A 21,422-nucleotide genomic window follows, 5' to 3' on the forward strand; every position below is an offset into this window, starting at 1 on the left:
CCAGCGGTAGCTATGGCGATTTTATAATAATCGCTGCTGTCTACCGTGGAAAAATTGGGGCTGTAATAGCCTATCCTGCCAGTGACAACTTGGTTGAGGCCGATTGTGGCGGCATGGGAAAATGTATCATTCAACTCAACATCGACCGGGACATCTTCCTGCGTTTGGAACGACGTGGTGAATTTATAGTTAGTGATGAAATATGTAAGTGCCGGATCATTCTCATAATAAAAAATCCGGATATAGTAGGTGCCCGGTTCTACGGGAAAGGCAAGAGTATCCGTTGCCGCGGATGAAACGGCTTTGCCAGTCAAGGTTGTGAGCCAGTTGGCGCCGGTTATATCAACCCGAATCGAATAATTCTGGCCAATCGTCATCGCCTGCGGTTTAACTTTGAGTATGCCGGTATTCGTTACGATGATTTTGTAAAAGTCCATTCTGTCCGTAGCGGATATTGGCGGGCTCCAATAACCGATTCTTCCGGTAAGAACTTGGCCGAAAACGATTGGAATGGCGCTGTCGCCCGAATTATTCGGCTCAACATCGACAGGGACTTCTTCTTGCGTTTGAAAAGTCGTAATGAATTTATAGTTAGTACCGTCAAAATCGCCTTTGATTAGGACATAATATGTACCCGGTTCAACCGGAAAAGCCAGGGTATCAGTAGTGGTATCCGAGTAAGTCCGGTATACTCCACCTGTCGCAGCTATCCCGAGAGCGGGAATTATCTCCACGAGAATCGAATCGCCTTGGCCGACGGTCATTACTTGGGGCTTAACCTTGAGTATGCCAGTATTCGTCACGGCGATTTTATAATAGTCCTGCTTGTCTTTATTGCCCAGAGCAGTTGAAGATCCCCTCCAATAGCCGACTCTGCCGGTAACAACTTGGTCGAGACCGATTGTAGTCGCGCTGTCGGCCACTTCATTCGGCCCGACGTCATTCGCGACCTCTTCTTGCGTTTTGAAAACCGTAGTGAATTTATAATTGGTCGCGGCATTATTGTAAATCCGGATATAATAGGTTCCCGGGTCAATGGAGAGAGAAAGGGTATCGGTTCCTGCGGCTGAAACATAACTGCTTGTCACGGATCCGGCCCCGCTGACGGTGGGGGTATATATGTATACCCAAACCGAATAATCTTGGCCGATGGTTGTCGCCAGCGGCTTGACTTTGAGCTTTCCGGTATTAGCCACGGTAATTTCGTAAAAGTCGCTTAGGTCTTGGGGACCTACCGAACCGCTCACCGTATCATTCGCGTAAATAGTATCCGATGTAGAGTAGGCATTATTCGGCTCGGCTTCATTCACATTAGAAGCATAAACGGTAAAGCCTGAAATCAATATTGCCGCAAAAGCAATTCCAATTTTGGCGGGTATCAAGCCGGCGAGCCTGCCAATGCACCTAAACATTTTTCTCTCTCCCTTAAACGGAATCGCGATTTAAAACCGCAGGGCTGAAAGTACTTCATTTCGGTTTCCTCCTGAACGGAAAACTCGGGAGGAAACCCATGACCCCGATTCTGATACTTTAGAGCGACTTCAGACGCCCGGCCCAGAACGCTTTGGCTTCCGGTCCCATGCGGCGGCCTACGTAGGCTTCCATCGGGATGCGCATGCCGGCGGGTTTCCGGGGCGAGGTAAGGCCGTACTTGAGCGCGCTGGAGCCGTCCATCTTGCAGGCGCCGGTGTATTGGATTTGGGAGAGGCTGTTCCCGTCGTATTCCAGCAGGAACATATCGCCGTTGGGGCCGAAGGCCATGTCGATGGGGCCGTTGGGCTTGCTGCTGGCCATGAAGGCGGCGATCGAGTTCACCGAGCCGTCGGCCTTGAAGGTGACTTCGTTGATCCAGTGGCGCGCCCAATCCATGATGAACAGGCTTCCGTCGTAGCGCGGGGGCAGGCGGTTGGGGGATTTCAGGGCCGCGTCGAAGCGGTAGAGGCCGCCTACGACGGCGGCGCGGGCGTCGGCGTTGGCGAAAACGGCGGAGGGGGCATCGGCATCCCCGTAGGCCAAGATGGTGGGCTGGGCGGGCGGGAGCAGGGTATCACCCGTATTATTGGTCGAATGGTTGGTGACATGCGCCGGATCCTGCTTGACGCCGTTCATGATATAGGCCTGGTTGTCGGCGTTGAAATAGGGCCAGCCGAAGAAGCCGGGGACCTTGGCCCGGTTGACTTCGTCCCGGCCCAAGGGGCCGCGGGTGGTGCTGGCCGTCGTCGCATCGGGGCCGGGCTCGCACCAATAGACCCATCCCGTTTTGGAATCCAGCGCGATGCGGATGGGATTGCGCATGCCCATGGCGAAGATTTCGCCCTTCTCCTTGGCGGTCGGGGTGGGGAAAAGGTTTCCCGCGGGGATGGTATAGGTGCCGTTCGCTTCGGGATGGATGCGCAGGATCTTGCCGTTCAGATCATTGGTGTTCGCCGCCGTCGCCTGGGTATCTTCCTGCCGGGTCGCTCCGGTGGACGCGTAGCCCTGGGAAACGTTGGGGTCCACGTTCTCGCCCGTCGAGATGTAGAGGTTCCCATCGGAGCCGAAGGCCAAGGAGCCCGCCGAATGATGCTGATCGGCCCAGCGGATGCCGGGCACGGTCAAGACGACCACCTTGGAGGCGTCGGACAAGACGCCCCCGGCCTCGGTGAAGCGGGCCAATTCGTGCTGGGCCAAGGTGAGATGGGTGTAATAGACGTAGACGAAATGATTGGTGGCGAATGCCGGATCCAAGGCGATGCCCAGCAGGCCCGTATGCGGCGCGGTCGCGAAGACGGAAACCTTGCCCGCGGTGGCCGTTTGCTTGGTGGCGGGATCGTAGATCTTGATGTTGCCGCTCACGCGCTCGACGATGAAAATGCGATTGTCCGGGGCGATCGCCAGTTCCATGGGATTGGCCAATCCCGTGCTGATGATGGAGACCTTCTTGAGTTCGGAGTCGGCCACGGTCATGCAGGGGTCGGCCGCCTGGGCCCGCGCGAGGGTCGCGAGATTAGGGATGGCCGCGAGGCATCCCGCCGCCCATGCGAGGGATCTAATTCGACATATCGATAAACGCTTACCCTGTGATAATGGCATACCTTCCCCTTATTTCCCCGGACGTAGGCAAAGCTAATCCCCGGCGCCGCTCACTGGCGAGTGATCTTATCCAGGAAAAAGCCGAACATGTCCTTGAGCTTGCCCTGCACGAGGGCCGCCACCCCGGAAACCAAGGCGGCGACGATCACGGAGGCATAGGCCGAAAGGAAAGGGAGGTTATGGACCAGCAGCAGGTTGCGCGGCCGCAATCCGTTGGTCTTGAGCAGCCTCCAATCCCCCGCCAGCAGCCCGAGCAGGCTCATGAAGCCGAGGATTTGCATGGACCACAGGATCAGCGGCCGCATATCGGACAAATCCTGGGCCTCCAGGACGCGGAGAACGAAACTCGGGATCACCAGCAAGACCGCGAACTGCGCGCCTTTGGTAAGGCCGGTCCTGCCGCGCAAGTACGGGAAGAAGATGCCGAAGAAGCAAACCAGGACGAGCCAGTACAATAAGGCCGCGGCCAGGTAAAGGGCGCAATCCGCCAAGGGGAAAAGCGAATCCGCCGTTTGGTTGGGGAGGTTCTGGTAAATGCCGATCAGGATGGGCGCCACGGAAAGCACCGCCCCCACGCGGAGGCATTCCCACGTATTGCGGCGGATGTCCGGGCCGGCCACCGAGAAAACCCAGGGCGCGCCCGAATTGGGCTTGCTCACGTCCTCGATCCCGGGCAACGGTTGCTCGGCGCGGGTTTCGAAGTGGGTTTGCAATCCCGCTTTCTTCTCGGCGTAGTCCTTGGGAGTGAGCGTCCCTTTCAGCAGGAGATCGTCCAGGGAATCCAGCGCGGACCGCAGCTTGGTCCGCGCGTAGGAGCCGGCCATGGCTTTCCGCAGGTAGGCGGACATGGCTTGGGCATCGTTCAATTCCGCTTCGCCGCTTTGGGATACCTCGGCGACGGGACGGAACAGGCGGAACTTGATCAGCACCAGGGCGACCAGGAACGGGATGGGGAGCCATAGGGAGGTGGTGGAAGTCCCCACCAGCAAGGCCGCGAAGACGAACGCGCCCGTCATGAGATCTTCGTCGCGCAACGAGACGCTTCCCGGACGGCTTTCCGGCGGGATGCGGATCAGGAAACCGAGCCCGAACAGGAAGGGCAGCAGGCCTTCCAGCTTTTCCACCAATGGCCCGACTTGGGAAAGCTTAAGGGAATTAACCGAATCGGACATGGGCCAGCCCACGGCGATGGCCGCCGCCAACGCGCCTCCCACGAGGATCGGAATCGTGCGGGGATGCGTCGTTTTCCGGGCGATGGCTAGGGCCGGCGTAGGCATGCCATGCCATACCGTCCAGGCCAGACCCGTGAAGAGCAGGAAACTGGCGGCCTGCATCAGGGTGCGGGCGGGAAGGTAGGGGAACGCGAGGAAGGCGGCGATCATGCTGGCGGACATGAGCGCATGGGCCAACCCGGACTGGAATGGGAGCATGCGCCCCAACAACTTGCGGACCAGCGGGAAGGCGGCGAGCCCCGTGACGATCAGGACCAGGCAGGCGACGGTCTCCCGATTGCCCAGGTCCAAACCGAACGGCCGTTCCTGGAATCGCGGAAGCAAGATATACAGCAGGAAACCGGCCTGGCCCAGGCCGAAAAGCAGTCCGCGGAAACCGAAGGCCGCGAATCCGGCGGTGGCCAGCGCCAATTCCGCCACAGCGATGTACCCGGCACCCAGCGGCCCGTTGAAAGGGAAATGCCGGAGCAGGGATGAAAGGAATACCGGATGGGAATGGCCGCCCGGTCCGCTCGTCCCGTCCAAACGGGTCGAGGCCGTGAAAAGGCAGGCGGCCAAGCCGAGGCCGAGGGCGAAGATCAGGATTTGCAGGCCTTGCCTGCGTAAGGAGGGGCCGTCCCAGGCCCGGTCCCGGGAGACCGCGGATTCGCCCGCGAGCCCCTTGAAATAGAAGGGAGCGGATCCGATGAGGACCAGGAAAAATAGCCAGAATACCTCTCCGGAAAGCAAGCCGGAGGACCAGAGGAGCTCGGGCCTGGGTAGGCTGGAACGATGGGCCAGGCTTCCGAAGAATTGGCGCCATATGGGCAACCGGTAGCAGCCCACTTCCAGGAACCAGAGCAAATCGCGGCAGGTCCACAACGCATAGAAGATGCCCATGGCCAGCAAGGGCCGCCACAGCGAGCTCTCTTTCCCGGAGCGGCGGCTGATCATCCAGAAGGCCCAGAGGAACGGGATCAATTCGAGAAGCGTGCGCCAAAAGCGCGCCACGAGGCCCCCGGAATTGCGCTCTTCGAAGGAGGCGAGGAATTCCCGGCGCGAGATGGCCCCGTCACCCTTGCCCGATTTCCTGAGCCTTTCGAGCCGTTCCTTAAGAGCGTCCAATCCCTCCAGATCCTTGAAGCCCATGGCGAAGGACTGGCCTTTCCCAACGGCAAGGCCGCCGGGACCCAAGACCAACCGGCCCTTCGCGGTATCATTCCAATCGTTACGGCCGATCCAAACCGCCCGGGCTTCATCCGAATAGGAGGGCAGGGAATTGGAAAGCCAGCCGAGCTTGCGGCCGTTCAAGTTCACGATCAGGCTATCCTTCGCCGTAAGGATGGGTATCGATCCGAGCGAAGGCGTTTGGGAATTGTACCGTGTTCCGGTCAAGCTGAGGTTGCTTCCCACCAGCATGCTCAGTTTTCCGTGGACGGCTGCGCTGGCCGTATCCGATCGGAGCAAGGCGGTAGTCGTTTCCAGGACCGTATAATCATCGGAGCCGGTACCCTCGAACCGGGATCCGGAGGCCCGCGTGTCCGCCTCGTTAAGGAACAAGGGATTGGCTTCCCCGCCGAAGCGGCCCACGGTCCGTTCGAAAAACGTCTCCGGGGTGATCAGCCCGGCGGCGTACGCCTTCAGGTAAGGATGCCCCACCGGCAAGCGCACTTCGAATTCCACTTCCGCGGAAATGGCCTTGAGGAGCAGCGGATAGCTTTCCCGTATCGCCTTCCGCTCGGAAGCCTTCGTCGTTTCCGTCCGGAGCGCCAGGCTATCCAAGGCCGATCGCGGCGGCAAGGTGATCCGCAGTATGCGGGAGAGGGGCAGGGAGTCGAGCCGGGCGCGCGCGACCTTCAGCATGATCGGTCCGTAGCTCTGGATTTGACGCGCCGGCAGGAGGATTATTTCCGAAGGCGCGCTACCGGGAAACCGGACCAATGCATCCAGCACCCCGTCCTCGTCCGCAACGACCTTGGCGAATCCGGCGGTATCGCCGGGAAGCCCGATGTCGAAGGCTTCATACGGAAGCGTCTCACCCGTGATCCAAAGCCCGCCTACATCGGAAAGCCATAAGGCCCAGGCCGGTTCGAACCGGAATCCCCATGGGATGTTCGCTTCGACCCGCGCGTTTTCCAACCTACGCCCGCCCTGGTCGCGCGCCCAGACCCGCTTCGCCCGGAGTGGAATATTGGCGGCGATGGCGAAGAGACCGTCCGACCCGGTCTGACCTTGGGCCAAGACCCTGTCCCCAACGCCGATTTCCATGATCGATTTCGCGGCGGATTTGCCGAATACGGTGATCGAATCAGGCGCGCTGCACCCCGCGCCGACGGCGCCGAGTCGGATGGAATCGATAGCCAGCTGGGCCCGGGGTTTTCCGGCGATGTCGAGGAACGCGGATTCGAGAACCAGTACGCGCAGGCAGGCATAGAGGGCCGCCATGCACAACAGCGCCCCGAGCGCGCGGCGCGCGTATGTGCGAAGAGCCGTGTTCTGGGGTAAGATAGGGCGCCCTTTCCGCGATCGGCTCGAAATATAGACTAACCAGGCATTCCCGGGTACGCACAGCCCGTGCGTACCCGGGACCTTTGGCGGGAAAGCTAAAGTTCTTCGGGCAGGTGGTATAATCGACCACGGTATCACGCGCGCCCAATGAATTACCTCCGCAGCATCCTGGACTCGAGCTTTATGCCCCACGGGCATTGCTTTTTCTGGACCCCGGATATCCTATGGCTGCACGTGATCGGGGACGCCGTCACCGCCACCTCTTATTACTTGATCCCTTTCGCCCTCGTCTACTTCGTCTGGAAGCGCAGGCACCTTCCTTACCCATCGCTCTTCATCATGTTCGGCATCTTCATCCTGGCTTGCGGGACCACCCATATCATGGGCGTAGTCACGCTCTGGCATCCCCTGTACCGCTTGGAAGGCGTCATCAAGGTGGTCACCGCCATCGCCTCCATCGCCACCACCATCGCGCTGTACCCGGTCATTCCCAAGGCCCTCCGCCTTCGCACTCCGGAAGAGCTGGAAAGCATCAATGTCCAATTGGCCGAAAAGAACTGGGAACTGGCGGCGGGGCGCGAGAGCTTCCGGAACATCGTCGAGCGCGACCCGGGCGGAATCGTGGTACTCGCCATGGACGGCACCATCGTCTTCGCGAATCCGTCTTCCCGGCAGTACCTCCCCGGGACCCCGGCCGACCCCGTAGGAGGCCGGGTGCCGGAAGCGCCGGGAGGCGGCGCCGCGGCGGAGTTCACCTACGGCGCCGATTCCGAGGGCCCGCTCATCGCCGAGTCCTGGATCTCGGAAACGCAGTGGCAGGGATTGCCCGCGCAATTGGTCCACCTGCGCGATATCACCGCGCGCAAGCGCACCGAGGCGGCCCTCCGCCTGAGCCAGGAGCAATTGCAGCAAGCCCAGAAGATGGACGCCATCGGCCGCCTGGCCGGAGGCATCGCGCACGATTTCAACAACCTGCTCACCGCCATCAACGGATTCACTTCCCTCTCCCTGGTCAAGCTGCCCGCGGAGAACCCCGTGCGGGAGCATTTGATCGAGGTGGCGAGGGCCGGGGAACGCGCCTCCCAGCTTACGCGCCAACTGCTCGCTTTCAGCCGCAAGCAACTCCTCTCCCCCCAGAGCGTCGATCTGAACAAGGTCGTAGCTGAAATGGGGAACATGATCCGCCGTATCATCGGCGAAGGTTTTACGGTAGCCACCCGCCTTGATCCGGATTTAGCCCCTATCCGCATGGATCCCGGCCAGCTCGAGCAGATAATCATCAACCTTGCCGTCAACGCGCGCGACGCCATGCCAGATGGCGGCGAGCTTTTGATCGAAACCGCCGGCTTCGCTTTCACGACCGGGATGATCGGGGCGCTCGATTCCTTCCGGCCCGGGAACTACGCCATGCTGGCGGTTTCGGACAAGGGCCAGGGGATGAGTCCGGAAGTGATGGCGCGCCTTTTCGAACCCTTCTTCACGACCAAAGCCCCGGGCAAAGGGACCGGGCTGGGTCTCTCCATGGTCTACGGCATCGTGAAGCAGAGCGAGGGACATATCATGGTGACCAGCGAACCGGGCCGGGGCAGTACTTTCAAACTCTATTTCCCCCTGGCTCCGGAGGCGGGCGCCCTCGAGGCCAAAGCCGCCGAGACCCCCGTCGCCGAGCGTCCCGGGCATGAGACCGTCCTGCTTGTCGAAGACGAAGCGGCCGTGCGCCGGCTCGCCTCCGAAGTCCTCAGGTCCGCGGGCTACCACGTCCTCTCCGCCCATGACGGCGAGGCGGCCCTGGATCTGGCCCGGCGTTATGCCGAGCCCATCCACATCCTGGTTACCGACGTCATCATGCCCAAGCTGAAGGGCTCGGAGGTGGCTCGCCAACTGGCACGCAGCCGTCCCGACATCCGCATCCTCTACATGTCCGGCTTCACCGAAGACGCGGCCGTCCGCAACGGCATCCTCAACGACTCCGTCGCATTCCTGCAGAAGCCCTTCTCCACCTCCCAACTCCTCTCCTTCGTCCGCAAACTCTTGGACGCTCCCGCGGTGGGCCAAGCTGCCCAGACCTCCCGAGAAGGCAACGCACCCGCTTAAGACAACCCGCCCCCAGACCGGTGCGAAAAATAGCGCGAGCCTCTGTCCTACAACGAAATGGGTCTGGCTGGAGCGACGAGGCGGACGGGCCGGGATATGTCTATTCGCATTCTAGCGGAGTGGGTCTGGCGGGAGAATCCGGCGGTCGGGCCGGGACCGGCTCCTGGCGATTTACAACGGGGCGGGGGCGGTGGATGGTCAGCCCGGCCGGGGCGGGTCTCCGGGCTGCCGAGTTATGAGCGTCACGGCCTAAAGACGCGCATGACTTCCCACATCGAAAGCCCGCGCTCCCCAATTGCGCGGGCGGTCGCGTCTACAGGCCGTGTACTGACCCAACCGCATCGCAAGCGAATAGCCGAGGCATCCCGGAGCCACGCCCCGGCCAGACCAACCTCAACAGCAGAGCCACCCCCACCCGCCTTTCCTATTTTGTCCTTTCCCTTGAAAACCAAAGCCGCCCGTACTTTTCCCTTAAGCGAACTCTTCGGCGAAGAAGCCTTCCCGGCTTTGGCCAAACTCGAATTCCGCGCGGCCGATCCTCTCTACGTCGCCGGCCTCGCCGGCTCATCGGTTTCCGCCCTCATCGCCCGCCAGTTTCACGACGGCGGAAGCGCGGGCAAGTCCGCCGGCGATATCCTCTACCTGGCCCCGGACTCGAAGACGGCCGAGATGGTCGCCGAAGACCTGGAATCCTGGTTGGGCGAAGAACAAGTGCTGCTCTTCCCCGGGCTCGATCTCAAGCCCTATGAATGGCGCAAGCCCTTCGGGCACGTGCTGGAGCAAAGGCTGGAAGTCTTCGAGGCCTTGTACCGTAAGCGCCGCTCGGTGGTGGTCGCCGCCCTCCCGACCTTCCTGACGCGGCTGTCGAGCCCGGATTCCCTGCATCTGGAAATCCTCACCCTGGCCAAAGGCCAGACCATCCAATTGGAGGACTTCAAGTCCACCTTGTTGCATATGGGATTCAACGAAGCCCCGGTGGTGCAGGACATCGGGGAGTTCTCCGTGCGCGGCGAAATCATCGACGTCTATCCGTACCTCCTCGACAATCCCGTGCGCATCGTGCTGTTCGGGGACGAGATCGAATCGGTAAAGGAATTCGACATCTTCACGCAACGTTCGGTGAAGGAAATCCCGTCCGTGGATGTCTTCCCGCTGGACGAATGCTGTTTCACCCCGAGGGAACTGGAAGCGGGGATGGAGAAGCATCTCGATCGCTTCGTGGGGGAAGGATCATTCGAGGCCGAAAACCATCGCCTGATGGTGAAGCGCGACTTCGAAGGCATCCATTGGCAAAAAGCCTTTTTCAAGGATCTGAAATATTCATTGCTGGACTTCCTGGGCCCGAACGCCCGCGTGGTGGTGGGCGATCAGGACGGGCTCAAGGCCGGGGTGGAAAAGCTTTGGGACGGCGCCAAGGAAGGCTACTCCGAGGCGCTCGCGAAGGAAAAATGGGTCGCCAAGCCCGAAGAGCTTTTCTTCTCGCTAAAGGAATTGGAAAGCCTGCTAAGCGGAAAACCCTCCTTGCGGCTGGGGCGCTTGAGTTGGGAAGGCCCCGGCTGCCGCACCTTCGATATGCAGGACCAGGGACGCGGCGGCGGCGGTTTGGCCCAGGTCGAGCACGTGTTCCACGATCTGGACGCCGAAGGCATCCGCATCTACCTGCTTTCCTCCAACGAAGGCCAGGCCGATCGCCTGCGCAAGCTGACCGCGGAGCAACCCATCGCCGGCGTGGCGGTGGGCCATCTCAACGGCGGCTTCATCGATCGCGACGACGGCATCGCCGTCTTTACCGATCACCAGATCTTCAACCGCTTCTCGCGGGCGGTCAAGCGCAAGCGGAACAAGGGCGGCGGAGTCTCCATCCAGAACTTCGAAGCCTTGGCGCGCGGCGATTACGTGGTCCACGAGGATTACGGCATCGCCCGCTTCGTAGGCGTGAAGCGTATCAAGACCCGCCCGCCGTTCTCAGGCGGCATCGACGCACCGGTCCCCGCCGAGATCCAGGTCGATTGCATCCTGCTCGATTTCTACGGCTCCGACAAGCTGACCTTGCCGGTCACCGATCTCTCCAAGCTGGAGAAATATTCCTCCGAGGAAGGCCACGTCCCCGTCCTGTCCAAGCTGGGCGGCAAGGGCTGGGAGAACCAGAAGGAGAAGGCCAAGAAGTCGATCGTCAAGTTGGCCAAGGAGCTGATCGAGCTTTACGCCAAGCGTTCGGTGATCCCGGGCTACGCATTCGGGCCGGACACCCATCTGCAGAAGGAGTTCGAGGACGCCTTCGAATTCGATCTCACGCCGGACCAGGCCAAAGCCGTCGCCGACGTGAAGGCGGACATGGAAAGGCCCAAGCCCATGGACCGCCTGATCTGCGGCGACGTCGGCTTCGGCAAGACCGAAGTGGCCATGCGCGGGGCCTTCAAGGCCGTGGCGGGCAAGAAGCAGGTATGCGTATTGGCGCCCACCACCATCCTCGCGGCGCAGCATTTCAGCAGCTTTTCCGACCGCTTCGCGGCCTGGCCGGTGCGTATCGATTACCTGAACCGCTTCAAATCGCCCAAGGAGCAGAAGGAAACCCTGGCGGCCCTGGAGCGCGGCGAAATCGACATCATCATCGGCACCCATCGGCTGGTATCCAAGGACGTGGCCTTCAAGGATCTGGGCCTGATGATCATCGACGAGGAACAGAAGTTCGGGGTGAAGCAGAAGGAGCGCCTCAAGGAGATGCGGACCCACGTGGACGTGCTCTCCATGTCGGCCACGCCCATCCCGCGCACCCTTAACATGTCCCTGGTGGGCGCGCGCGACTTATCCATCATCGCCACGCCTCCGCGCAACCGTCTGCCCATCGACACGCGCGTCCTCTTCCACGATCCCAAGCAAATCCGCGACGCCATCGAAATGGAATTGGCCCGCGGCGGGCAGGTTTTCTACGTGCATAACCGCGTGATGGATCTTCCCGAGGTGACCAAGAACGTGGAGGGCCTGGTGCCGCATGCGCGCGTGGGCATGGCGCACGGGCAGATGGATGAGGTGGGCCTGGAGCAGGTGATGGCCGCCTTCGTGAACCGCGAGTACGACGTGCTGGTCGCGACCGGCATCATCGAGTCCGGGTTGGATATCCCCAACGCGAATACCATCATCATCAATCGCGCGGATCTGTTCGGGCTGTCGCAGTTGTACCAATTGCGCGGGCGCGTGGGCCGTTCCGCTACCAAGGCCTATTGCTACCTCATCAGCCCGGACGCCAACCGCTTCACCGACGAGGCCAAGAAACGTCTGTACTCCCTAGAGAAGTTCACCGACCTGGGCTCGGGCTTTCAGATCGCCATGCGCGACTTGGAAATCCGCGGGGCGGGTAACATCCTGGGGTTGGAGCAGAGCGGGCATATTGCGGCGGTAGGGTTCGAAACCTACCATCGCATGCTGCGCGAGGCGGTGAAGGAAATGCAGGGCGCCAAGATCATCCCGCCGCTCAATCCCGAAATCGAATTTCCGGAAGACGCCTTCATCCCCGAGGAATACGTGGAGGACGGCTTCCAACGCGTGGCCCTGTACCAGAAGCTGGCGCGTTGCGAGGAGATCGCCCAGCTCGACGAATTGCGCGGGGAACTGCTGGACCGCTTCGGGCAATTGCCGCCTTCAGTGTCGGTGCTGATCGCGAGCATGATCGCCCGAGTGGCCGCGCAGAAAATGGGATTCCAGAAGGTGGTCCTAAACGGAAACCTTCTCAATCTGCAATTCGCCGAAATGCATGTCCCGGAGAAAGAAGCCTTGGGCGAGCTCGTGAAGAAATTCAAACGGCCGATGCGTTTCCTGTATACGCAGCCGTTGCAGATGCTGGTGGAGCTGAACCCGCCGACCAAGGGCGACACGCATGCGCTCATCGCTCAGGCCTCGCAAATCCTGCGCGACCTGGTCCAAGGTGTTTAGACCCGCCTCCCAGAACAGAACCCATCTTCTCTGACATCGTCGACGCGGGATCTACGGCCGGGCAGAGACCGTCCCGGTTCTATATTCCCGTGAGGCAATCCGTGCGTGCCGCGCGTCCAATTCTCGCGGTCATTGCCGACCGGAGCAGCCCATTCTGGGAGAAGAAAGGAGTCGATTCATGATGACACTGAGTTCGAACGAAGGGGCGAAAGGCGCGGTCCGAAAATACGTTTTGCCTGCCCTTGCCGCCCTGTTCTGGACGGGAATGGCCGGCGCCCAGCAAACCATAAACAAGACCAATATCACCCAGGTTTCGACCTTGGCTGCTTTTTTCGATTCCGCGAATGCCAATCCGGCCAATACCTATAACCTGTACTTGGCCTGGGTGAAGGACGCGTACGGGAATACGCTTCCCTTCGTACCGCCCAGCACCCTCACCCTTACCAAGGGAAAAGTGAATCTCTACGGCTCCAACACCCATTTGTACCCCGAGAAGTACATTTTCGACGGCCAGGGTCAGAGACTGCTTTTCAGAGTCGATGGATCAACAGGTTACAAGCCCACTCTGACGCTGACCGGAATCACCGTGCAGAATGGGCTGGGCCCCGCAAGGGGGGGCGGACTCTCCGCCTACAAAGCGGATGACATCGAAATCTTTTACTGCCGTTTCCTGAACAATAAGTCCTTCCAAAACGGATCCGGGGTGGATATACAGGAGACCCGCAACTTCTACATGCTGCATTGCCTGGTGGACCGGAATTTGAACACCCAATGGGGTCTGACAATCGACTCCGACCCCAACAACGGGCAATGCTCGGGTGGCGGGTTGACCGGGGGCGGGGGCGGGATCGCCGTAGAGATGCAACTCGGGGGCACGGCCCAGGCTTCCATCCATCACAGCACCATCTCCAACAACCGGTCTTGCCGGGGGGGAGGCATAGAGATCAGCGGCAATGTCAACGTCAGCATGTACCAGAACACCATTAGCGGGAATAAGTGCACTGGCCCCGGCGGCGGGATCCTCTTCCGAGCCAGTCAGTCCGGCGCCAGCTCGGGGACCAATTACCTGAGATTCAATACCATCGCCTACAATGTGGCCGGTAATCCGGTCCAGTTCTCGCCCGAACCGCGCTACGGCGGCGGCCTGGGGCTGAAGGACTATTTCGGCGTCTTCTATTATACCCAAGGCAACGTCGTCGCCAAGAACTCGGTCCGGTTGCCTATGTCGGGTTGGAACTATAAAGGCCACGATTGTTATACCTATGGCGGCAGCCCGACGGCCTCAACCACTTATTCGAATGTCGTGGGGAAAATCGACAATTGCGACTGGCTCTTGGGATCTTACGGTTCCTGGGCCGGGGTCGGCTCCGAAAGCTATCCGGTCGATCCCTACCTGCAACCCCTGGCCGTGGGCTCGACCAATGACGGATTCGCATTGCCCGTCCACGTACCGTATTCGTACAGCATTGCACTTGCCGGGTTCGTGGCAACCGACGTTTACCACCAATGCTTTTACGACGATCAACGCGGGATGCGGCGGCCCTATGGTTACAGCTATTGCGATATCGGCTCGATCGAAGCCGGCGGCGTGCCGTAACGAGAGCCGGAACTCCAGGAAAAATCCTATCCGAGCTGGGCCTTCGCGGCCCGGCTCCAAGGCGGGCCCCACTTGACGGCCCGCCTTCGGCGTTTCGCAAAGATTGAGCCGGTTTTGTATCTTGATCCGCCTACCGGATTGATAGGTTCAATTTGATGAGAACGCCCTACGCCTTGGCCTTCCTGGGCCTGGCCCTTTTGTCCGCCTGCTTGTCCGCCTGCAAAAAGCAGGAATCCAAGTCCGTGGTCTTAGCCCAGGTCGGCAAATCCACCCTGACCCTGGATGATTTGCGCGAAAGCTTCCCCGCTGAATTCGAGCAGCTGATCCGCCGCGAGCAGTACCTCGACTTCATCAAGCGCTGGATCGACGACGAAGCCGTCTACCAACAAGCCAAGCAGTCCAAGCTGGAGTCGGACCCCGTCGTGGCCCGCAAGCTGGAGAAGATGCGCCGGAAACTGCTCATCGAGGAATTCCTGGCCCATGAGAACGCCGGCGAAGTGTTCGAGCCGGACGATATGGCCATGAACCAGTACTACGAGATGCACAAAGAGGATTTCCGCCGCAAGGTGCCGGAGTACAAATATGCCCACATCCGCGCCCAGACCAACAAGCAAGCGTCTGAGCTGAGGTCCAAGGCGCAACGTTCCGACTTCCTCGCGGTGGCCGGCGCCAACTCCCTCGACCCCGCCCCGGAATCCTACGCTTCCATCGCCTTCAAGAAGTTGAGCGAAGTCCCGCCTTGCCTGGCCCAAGAGCTCGAGAAGGCCGGTATCGGAGGCGTGAGCCTGCCGGTGGCATGCTCCGACGGTTTCTATTTGGTGAAAGTCCTGGAGAAGCAGGACGCGGGAAGCCTCATCGCCTTCCCGGAAGCCAAGGAGGAGATCAGCGGCATCCTCATCCTGGAGCGCAAGGACAAGCTGCAGGAAGGCCGAATCGCCAAGTACAAGGAAGGCCTGGCGGTGAGCTACAACCTCGACAATATCCCCGGGCTCTCCGATAACGGCGATGTCGCTTCGGGTCCGGCTGCCCAGGCCGCCGCGGCTCCGGCTCCCGTCGCGGCCCATGCGAGTGGCCCCTCCCCCGCCTCCAACTCCCGTCCCGTCGCGGCCGCTGCCGCATCGCGGCCCGTTCCGGCCGCCGCTTCCCGCCCCGTCGCCGCTCCGGCCGTACCCAAGGCCCCGGCTTCCCCTTCCGTTGCGGTGGCCCCCGTTGCCGCATCGCCTTCGCCGGCCCATGTCGCGGCCTCGCCTTCGGCTCCGACTACGAACATGGGGGCGCAAGCCCCCGCCGCAGCCGCTCCCGCTGCCCCAGTGAACCCCGCGCTTCCGCGCGAACCGTGGGACCCGGTCCCCGCCGCGCCTCCCGCCAAACCGAAGTCCACCAAGAAACATGCCCGTCCGGCCGCCCCGGCCGCGACGGCTCCCGATAGCGGAGCGGCCGTAAACGCCACCTCGCAGAAAACCGAGAATGCCGATGCGCCAGATACGATTCCTTCGCATTAAATCCCTTTGCGCCGCCCTCGCGGTCGCGGCGATCGCCGCGGCGATGCCCGCATCCGCCACCCGCCAACCCTACGACGGGGTCGTGGCCCTGGTGGACGATCAAATCATCCTGCTTTCCGAGCTGGAGGAAATGCGCATGGTCACGGCCGCCCAGACGCCGGGACTGCAGAAGGCGCCGGCAGACCTGCTGCGCAAGGAATTGCTCGAGAAGCTCATCGACGATAAGGTGGTGCTGGTCAAGGCCAAGCAGGATACCACCATCAAGGTTTCGGAGCGGGACATCTCGCCGCGCGTGGAAGAGGCCATCTCCCGTTACGTGGATCAGCAAGGCGGCGAGAAGAAGTTCGAGACCCTGCTCAAGCAGACCAACGGGATGAGCCTGGCGCAATTCCGGGCACGCCTCACCCAGCAATACCTGGATCAATCCTTCCGCCAGAAGTTGCAGTACAAATACGTAGGCGAGCACGACCCGTCCAACCAGCAGGTGAAGGAGTTTTACGATCGGTACAAGGACAGCCTGCCTTTGCAGCAAAACGGGCTGCGGCTTTCGCATATCCAAGTCAAGATCAACCCCAGCCCGGTCCTCGAGAAGGCCGCCTACCTGAAGGCCGATTCCCTGATCAAGCGGCTGGACAAGGGCGAAGCCTTCGCCGATCTGGCCAAGGCCAAGTCGGACGATGCCTCGGGCAAGGACGGCGGCGATCTCGGTTATACCAAACGCGGCACTCTCGATCCCGACTTCGAGCGCGCCGCCTTCGGCCTCGACGCGGGCGACTATACCAAGGTCCCGGTGCGCACCCGCTTCGGATACCACATCATCAAGGTGACCGGCAAGAAGGATGATCAGATCCGTTGCTCGCACATCCTGGTGCGCCTGGTTCCCGAATCGGGCGATAGCGCCCGCGCGCTCAAGTACATGGATTCGCTGCGGACCGTGGCCTTGCAAAAGAACTCATTCGCGGAACTCGCTTCCAAGATCTCGGAGGACAAGAAGACCAAGGATCATGGCGGCAGCCTCGGCTGGTTCACCCGCGATCGGCTCGACCCGCGCTACCTGCAAGCCGTGGATTCGCTCAAGGTGGGCGGGATCAGCGCGCCGGTGGCCATCGGCGACAGTTATCATCTCTTCCGCCTGGACGGCGTGGCGCCCGAACGGAAGATGACCCTGGATGAGGACTGGGCCGACATCAGCCAATACGCCCGCAACTGGTACATGGGCCAGAAGCTTTCCGGCTTCGTGAAGAAATGGCGCGAGACCGTGCACATCGAAAACCGCCTGGCCCAATTCAAGAACTTGCCCGACGCCGCGGAGGGCATGGAGGACGCCGGCTCCGGCTCGTCCCAGGATTGAATCCGGTATGCGGGACGAGACCTCGTACCGGACCATCGCCCCTTACTACGATTGGATCATGGCCCACGTCGATTACGACGCCTGGGGCCGTTATCTGACGCGTTTGTGGAAGAAGGGCGGCCTGGACCCGCGCGCGGTCCTGGAGCTGGCCGCGGGCACCTGCCCCTTCTCCCGCCGCGACGTCTTCCCTCCCGCCGCCCAGGTCGTCTATACCGACCTCTCCCCCTTCATGCTCTCGCGCGCGCCCATCCTGTCGCCGGATTTGCGCGTAGCCGCCAACGCCCTGGCGCTTCCTTTCAAGGGCCCTTTCGATCTCTGCCTCATGATTTACGACGCCTTCAATTACCTGATGGAAGAGAAGGACGCGCTCCGATGCCTGCGCGAGGCCCACCGGGTGCTGCGCCCGGGCGGTCTGTTCCTGTTCGACGTGACCACCGCGGCCAACTCCAAGCGCCATTTCGATCATGCGGTGGATTTCGGCGAGATGGAAGGTTGCACCTACTACCGGGAAAGCCATTTCGATCGCGAGGCGCGCATCCAGGGGAACGATTTCGTGTTCTTCGTGGATGCGGGCCAAGGCCTGTTCCGTAAGGTCAAGGAGAGCCACCAGCAACGCATTTACGCCGTGGGCACGCTCAAGGCGATGGCCCGCGAGGCGGGATTCGTAGTCGAAGGCGTATACGAGGGCTTCACCTTCCGGCCGGCGCGCGAGACCTCGGAACGCATCCATTTCATGCTGCGGCGGCCCGCATGACCATGATCTCGTTCATCCACGTTTCCAAGAGCTACGAGAAGGATTGGAAGGCCTTGGCTGACTTGCATTTCCGCCTGGACCGGGGCGAGTTCGTGTTCCTGACCGGGCCCAGCGGCGCGGGCAAGACCACGGTGCTGAAGCTCATTTACATGGACGAGAAGCCTGACGTGGGCGAGGTACTGATCTCTTTCAACAAGGATCTCGCGTACCGTTCCACGGAAACCTCCATGTCCAAGATCCAGCTGTTGCGCCGGCGCCTGGGCATCGTCTTCCAGGATTTCAAGTTGTTGCCCGATCGCAACGTCTTCGAGAACGTGGCTTTCGCCTTGCGCGTGGCGGGCTACTCCAACAAGCGCATCAAGCAGCGCGTCTACGAGGTCTTGACGCTGACCGGCATCTCCCATAAGGCGCGCAACCTCCCGCATCAGCTTTCCGGCGGCGAACAGCAGCGCGTCTCCATCGCGAGGGCCATGGCCAACGAGCCCTATATCGTTCTGGCCGATGAGCCGACGGGCAATCTCGATCCCCAAACTTCCAAGGAGATTGTCAAAATCTTCCAAAACATCAACGCGTCCGGAACTGCCGTATTGATGGCGACCCACGATTACGGGCTTATCAATAGCCTACCCTACCGGCGCCTGATGCTGAATCGGGGCGCATTGGTCAATCGGGATTTCATTTAGCCTTCCTAGTAAGCCTCTCCCCAGGTCCCGCATCGGGGCCCGCCTGAGGGATTAAATCCTCCTCAATTCCGTCTTGCCTCCCCTTACAATATGGGCATTCGAGGAAAAATGAGATGGATAAACCGTTCTCCGCCGACAATAGCCCTTTCCTGACGCCCTACTCCCCGCCCGGCGATTCCGTCGCTCCGGGGATAAAACCTTTTAAGGCCATGGATTTGGCGCCGCTATCGGCGGCGCCCTCGGCTCCAGTCCCGGCTTCGCGCTCGACCCAGAGCGCGCCGCGCCTTAACGCCCCGCCGCAAGCGAGCCCATTCCTGGAGAGGGATCCCGCGAAGGCCTTTCCCGGCCTGGCCGCGGCGGCGCCTGCCACGGTTCCGGTTCCGGCTCTTGCTTCCGCTTCGAGCGATTTTCCCCTCGCTCCCAAACCCGCGCCCGATTTCATTCCGGTGGCGGTCCCGGCAGCGCCCCTGTTGATCGCCGCCGAGCCGGCCCCGTTCCCAAGCCAACTCTCCCCTGCGCCGCAAGCCGACGTCGCCGCCTTGCGGGCCTCCGCGACCCCTCGTCGGGGCACGGGGACCGAAGCTTATCCGAAATCGGCGCTAAGCATGACCGATGCCGATGCGGCCCCGGAAGCGCCCAACTTCCTTCTAACCACCGGCCCGAACGTGGAAGGCCGCCGCATCAAGTCGTATCTGGGCGTGGTGTCGGTGGAAATCGTGATCCCCAAGGACGTTCTGTTCCGCAATCCTGCGCCTTACGGTGAACTGCAACGCATGAAGGCCGCGGAAGAGCACTTGCAACGCGTGAAGCAGAAGGCTTTCGAAGAGCTGGTGGCGAAAGCGCGCGCGCTGGGCGCCAACGGGGTGGTCGGCGCTACGCTGCAATTCTCCCAGTTCGATGCGATGGTTTTTCTATGCGCGGCTATTGGTACTGCGGTGAAGATCGAGTGAGGTCCGCTGCGCCGGTCCGGGGGAGTCGGTTGCTCCTCGGATAAGGCGGGGGGTGCCTGCGGTTTCGGTCGTTCCGCCCGCTTTGCGCCGCGGCGTCCGCGAATCCTGGGCCGGGTCCTTGAGCGGAATCGCGGACTGCCCGTACTTCGAATCCTTACGCGGCGCAAAGCGGGCGCCGCCTTAACTCGTCGCAACCGCCTCCCCCGGCCCGTCGCGTGGGCCTCCCTCTTCTTTGCGCGCCCCTAGAGCCTCGCGACAATGACGGGGTGCCAGGTATGTGCATCGTGGCGTCTGCTCCCGTGGTTTTGGGGAAAGATGGGGTCTTAGGAAAGAGGATGGTCTCGGGTCGGAAAAGATAGATGGGGTCGACTGGAAGGCTTTGGGGGTTGCGCCGCGGGGGGACTACGCGCGGCGCGGTGGGGCGGAGGGTTTGGCGAGTTTTATAGATTTCAACGAATATGGATACCCTTGTTTTGGCTCCGGCCCGGGTGGCGCGGGGGAGCGTGCGGCCGCCTGGTTCCAAGAGCATCGGCAATCGCGTGCTGCCTTTGGCGGCCCTGGCCGGCGGCGTGACGCGGCTGGGGAATCTTCCGGATGGCGAGGACGTGGAATTGATGAGGGCGGCCCTGCTTCGGCTGGGCGTTCCCATGCGGGAAGACGGGGGTAACCTTGAAGTTACGGGCTGCGGCGGGCCTATCCGGTCGACGGCCCCGGTGGAATTGTTCCTGGGGAATTCGGGGACCGCGACGCGGTTCCTGACGGCGCTTTTGGCCGCGGGCCGGGGGACGTTCACGGTGGACGGGGTGGCGCGCATGCGCGAGCGGCCCATCCGCGATTTGGTCGAGGCGCTGCGGCCCTTGTCGGGCGCGACGCGCATCGCCTACACGGGCGCGGAAGGCTTCCCGCCGCTCCGGATCGATGCGCAAGGGCTGGCGGGCGGGACAACGCGCATCAAGGGCGACGTGTCGAGCCAATTCCTGACGGGCCTGTTGATGACCCTTCCGCTGTGCCAGGGCCCGGTGGAAGTGGAGGTGGAAGGCGCGCTGGTCTCGGCGCCGTATGTGGATCTCACCTTGCGCATCATGGAAACCTTCGGTGTCACGGTTATCAACGATCGCTTCCGGCGCTTTTCGCATCCCGGGTCGCGCGCGTATGTATCGCCGGGCCGGTATGAGGTGGAACCGGATGCTTCTTCGGCCTCCTATTTCCTGGCCGCCGGCGCCATCGCCGGGGGGCCGGTGGAGGTGAGGGGCATCGGGAAGGACAGCTTACAGGGCGAGGCGCGCTTCGCTACCATGTTGGAACGCATGGGGGCCAAGGTCGAGTATGGCCGCGACTTCATCCGCGTCGCCGGCGCCCCACTCAAGGGCATCGACGCCGATATGGACTTGATGTCGGATACGGGCATGACCTTGGCGGTGGCGGCCTTGTTCGCGCAAGGGCCCACCCTGATCCGCAACATCGGCAACTGGCGCGTGAAAGAGACCGATCGCATCCGGGCCATGGCGACCGAGCTGCGCAAGGTCGGGGCGATCGCCGAGGAAGGCCCGGATTGGCTGCGGATCGAACCGCCCGCGACCTTGCGCGGAGCCGAGATCGACACCTACCAAGATCATCGCATGGCCATGTGCTTCTCCCTGGTTTCCCTGGGCGGCGTTCCTGTTACCATCCGCGATCCGGGATGCGTCCGCAAGACCTATCCAGGTTATTTCGAAGCCTTCCGGGCTCTCACGGCGGCTTGAGCCGGCCCCGGATTCCCCGGTTTCCCCA

The 21,422-nt window shown here is 61.6% G+C and carries 12 protein-coding genes; 9 read left to right on the forward strand and 3 right to left on the reverse strand.

Going from position 1 to position 21,422, the window contains the following annotated elements; all coding sequences use genetic code 11:
• The 3 genes from JF616_18055 to JF616_18065 all read right to left on the reverse strand — a co-directional run.
• Nucleotides 1-1,382, reverse strand: a 1,382-nt coding sequence (locus tag JF616_18055; protein MBW8889664.1) for a hypothetical protein, incomplete at its 3' end; no start/stop codon positions are given.
• Between the two features lie 148 nt (nt 1,383-1,530).
• Nucleotides 1,531-2,946, reverse strand: a complete 1,416-nt coding sequence (locus JF616_18060; GenBank protein MBW8889665.1) for a PQQ-dependent sugar dehydrogenase — start codon at nt 2,944-2,946, stop codon at nt 1,531-1,533.
• Nucleotides 2,947-3,122: 176 nt separating this feature from the next.
• Nucleotides 3,123-6,728, reverse strand: a complete 3,606-nt coding sequence (locus tag JF616_18065; GenBank protein ID MBW8889666.1) for a hypothetical protein — start codon at nt 6,726-6,728, stop codon at nt 3,123-3,125.
• Nucleotides 6,729-6,938: 210 nt separating this feature from the next.
• Between JF616_18065 and JF616_18070 the strand changes: the two genes are divergently transcribed.
• From JF616_18070 to aroA, 9 genes are all read left to right on the forward strand, one after another.
• On the forward strand, nt 6,939-8,885 hold the full coding sequence (locus JF616_18070; GenBank protein MBW8889667.1) for a response regulator: 1,947 nt from the start codon (nt 6,939-6,941) through the stop codon (nt 8,883-8,885).
• 441 nt (nt 8,886-9,326) lie between these two features.
• Nucleotides 9,327-12,815, forward strand: coding sequence for a transcription-repair coupling factor (mfd, locus tag JF616_18075; GenBank protein MBW8889668.1), 3,489 nt, complete (start codon nt 9,327-9,329; stop codon nt 12,813-12,815).
• A 178-nt stretch (nt 12,816-12,993) separates the two neighbouring features.
• A complete protein-coding gene (locus JF616_18080) occupies nt 12,994-14,412 on the forward strand; it encodes a right-handed parallel beta-helix repeat-containing protein (protein ID MBW8889669.1) in 1,419 nt (472 codons plus the stop codon).
• Between the two features lie 155 nt (nt 14,413-14,567).
• Nucleotides 14,568-15,914 carry a peptidyl-prolyl cis-trans isomerase gene (locus JF616_18085; protein ID MBW8889670.1) on the forward strand — a complete coding sequence of 449 codons (1,347 nt, stop codon included), beginning with the start codon at nt 14,568-14,570 and terminating at the stop codon, nt 15,912-15,914.
• Nucleotides 15,886-17,265 carry a peptidylprolyl isomerase gene (locus tag JF616_18090; GenBank protein ID MBW8889671.1) on the forward strand — a complete coding sequence of 460 codons (1,380 nt, stop codon included), beginning with the start codon at nt 15,886-15,888 and terminating at the stop codon, nt 17,263-17,265. Before JF616_18085 ends, JF616_18090 begins: the two co-directional genes overlap by 29 nt.
• Nucleotides 17,266-17,272: 7 nt before the next feature.
• Entirely contained in the window at nt 17,273-18,019 is a 747-nt protein-coding gene (locus JF616_18095) for a class I SAM-dependent methyltransferase (protein ID MBW8889672.1), read from the forward strand.
• A 2-nt stretch (nt 18,020-18,021) separates the two neighbouring features.
• Nucleotides 18,022-18,702: a cell division ATP-binding protein FtsE gene (gene ftsE / locus JF616_18100; GenBank protein MBW8889673.1), complete on the forward strand. Its 681-nt coding sequence runs from the start codon at nt 18,022-18,024 to the stop codon at nt 18,700-18,702.
• Nucleotides 18,703-18,815: 113 nt separating this feature from the next.
• Nucleotides 18,816-19,652: a heavy metal-binding domain-containing protein gene (locus JF616_18105; GenBank protein MBW8889674.1), complete on the forward strand. Its 837-nt coding sequence runs from the start codon at nt 18,816-18,818 to the stop codon at nt 19,650-19,652.
• Nucleotides 19,653-20,110: 458 nt separating this feature from the next.
• Nucleotides 20,111-21,394: a 3-phosphoshikimate 1-carboxyvinyltransferase gene (gene aroA, locus JF616_18110; GenBank protein ID MBW8889675.1), complete on the forward strand. Its 1,284-nt coding sequence runs from the start codon at nt 20,111-20,113 to the stop codon at nt 21,392-21,394.
• Nucleotides 21,395-21,422 lie beyond the last annotated feature (28 nt).

The organism is Fibrobacterota bacterium, from assembly GCA_019509785.1.
GTDB lineage: Bacteria > Fibrobacterota > Fibrobacteria > UBA11236 > UBA11236 > Chersky-265.

Excerpts from the sequence above, each read along its gene's own strand:
- JF616_18070 (MBW8889667.1), top strand. The coding sequence starts at position 6,939 with ATGAATTACCTCCGCAGCATCCTGGACTCGAGCTTTATGCCCCACGGG.
- JF616_18090 (MBW8889671.1), top strand. The coding sequence starts at position 15,886 with ATGCGCCAGATACGATTCCTTCGCATTAAATCCCTTTGCGCCGCCCTC.
- aroA (MBW8889675.1), top strand. The coding sequence starts at position 20,111 with ATGGATACCCTTGTTTTGGCTCCGGCCCGGGTGGCGCGGGGGAGCGTG.
- JF616_18060 (MBW8889665.1), bottom strand. The coding sequence starts at position 2,946 with ATGACCGTGGCCGACTCCGAACTCAAGAAGGTCTCCATCATCAGCACG.
- JF616_18085 (MBW8889670.1), top strand. The coding sequence starts at position 14,568 with ATGAGAACGCCCTACGCCTTGGCCTTCCTGGGCCTGGCCCTTTTGTCC.
- JF616_18065 (MBW8889666.1), bottom strand. The coding sequence starts at position 6,728 with ATGGCGGCCCTCTATGCCTGCCTGCGCGTACTGGTTCTCGAATCCGCG.
- JF616_18105 (MBW8889674.1), top strand. The coding sequence starts at position 18,816 with ATGGATAAACCGTTCTCCGCCGACAATAGCCCTTTCCTGACGCCCTAC.
- JF616_18080 (MBW8889669.1), top strand. The coding sequence starts at position 12,994 with ATGATGACACTGAGTTCGAACGAAGGGGCGAAAGGCGCGGTCCGAAAA.
- ftsE (MBW8889673.1), top strand. The coding sequence starts at position 18,022 with ATGATCTCGTTCATCCACGTTTCCAAGAGCTACGAGAAGGATTGGAAG.
- JF616_18095 (MBW8889672.1), top strand. The coding sequence starts at position 17,273 with ATGCGGGACGAGACCTCGTACCGGACCATCGCCCCTTACTACGATTGG.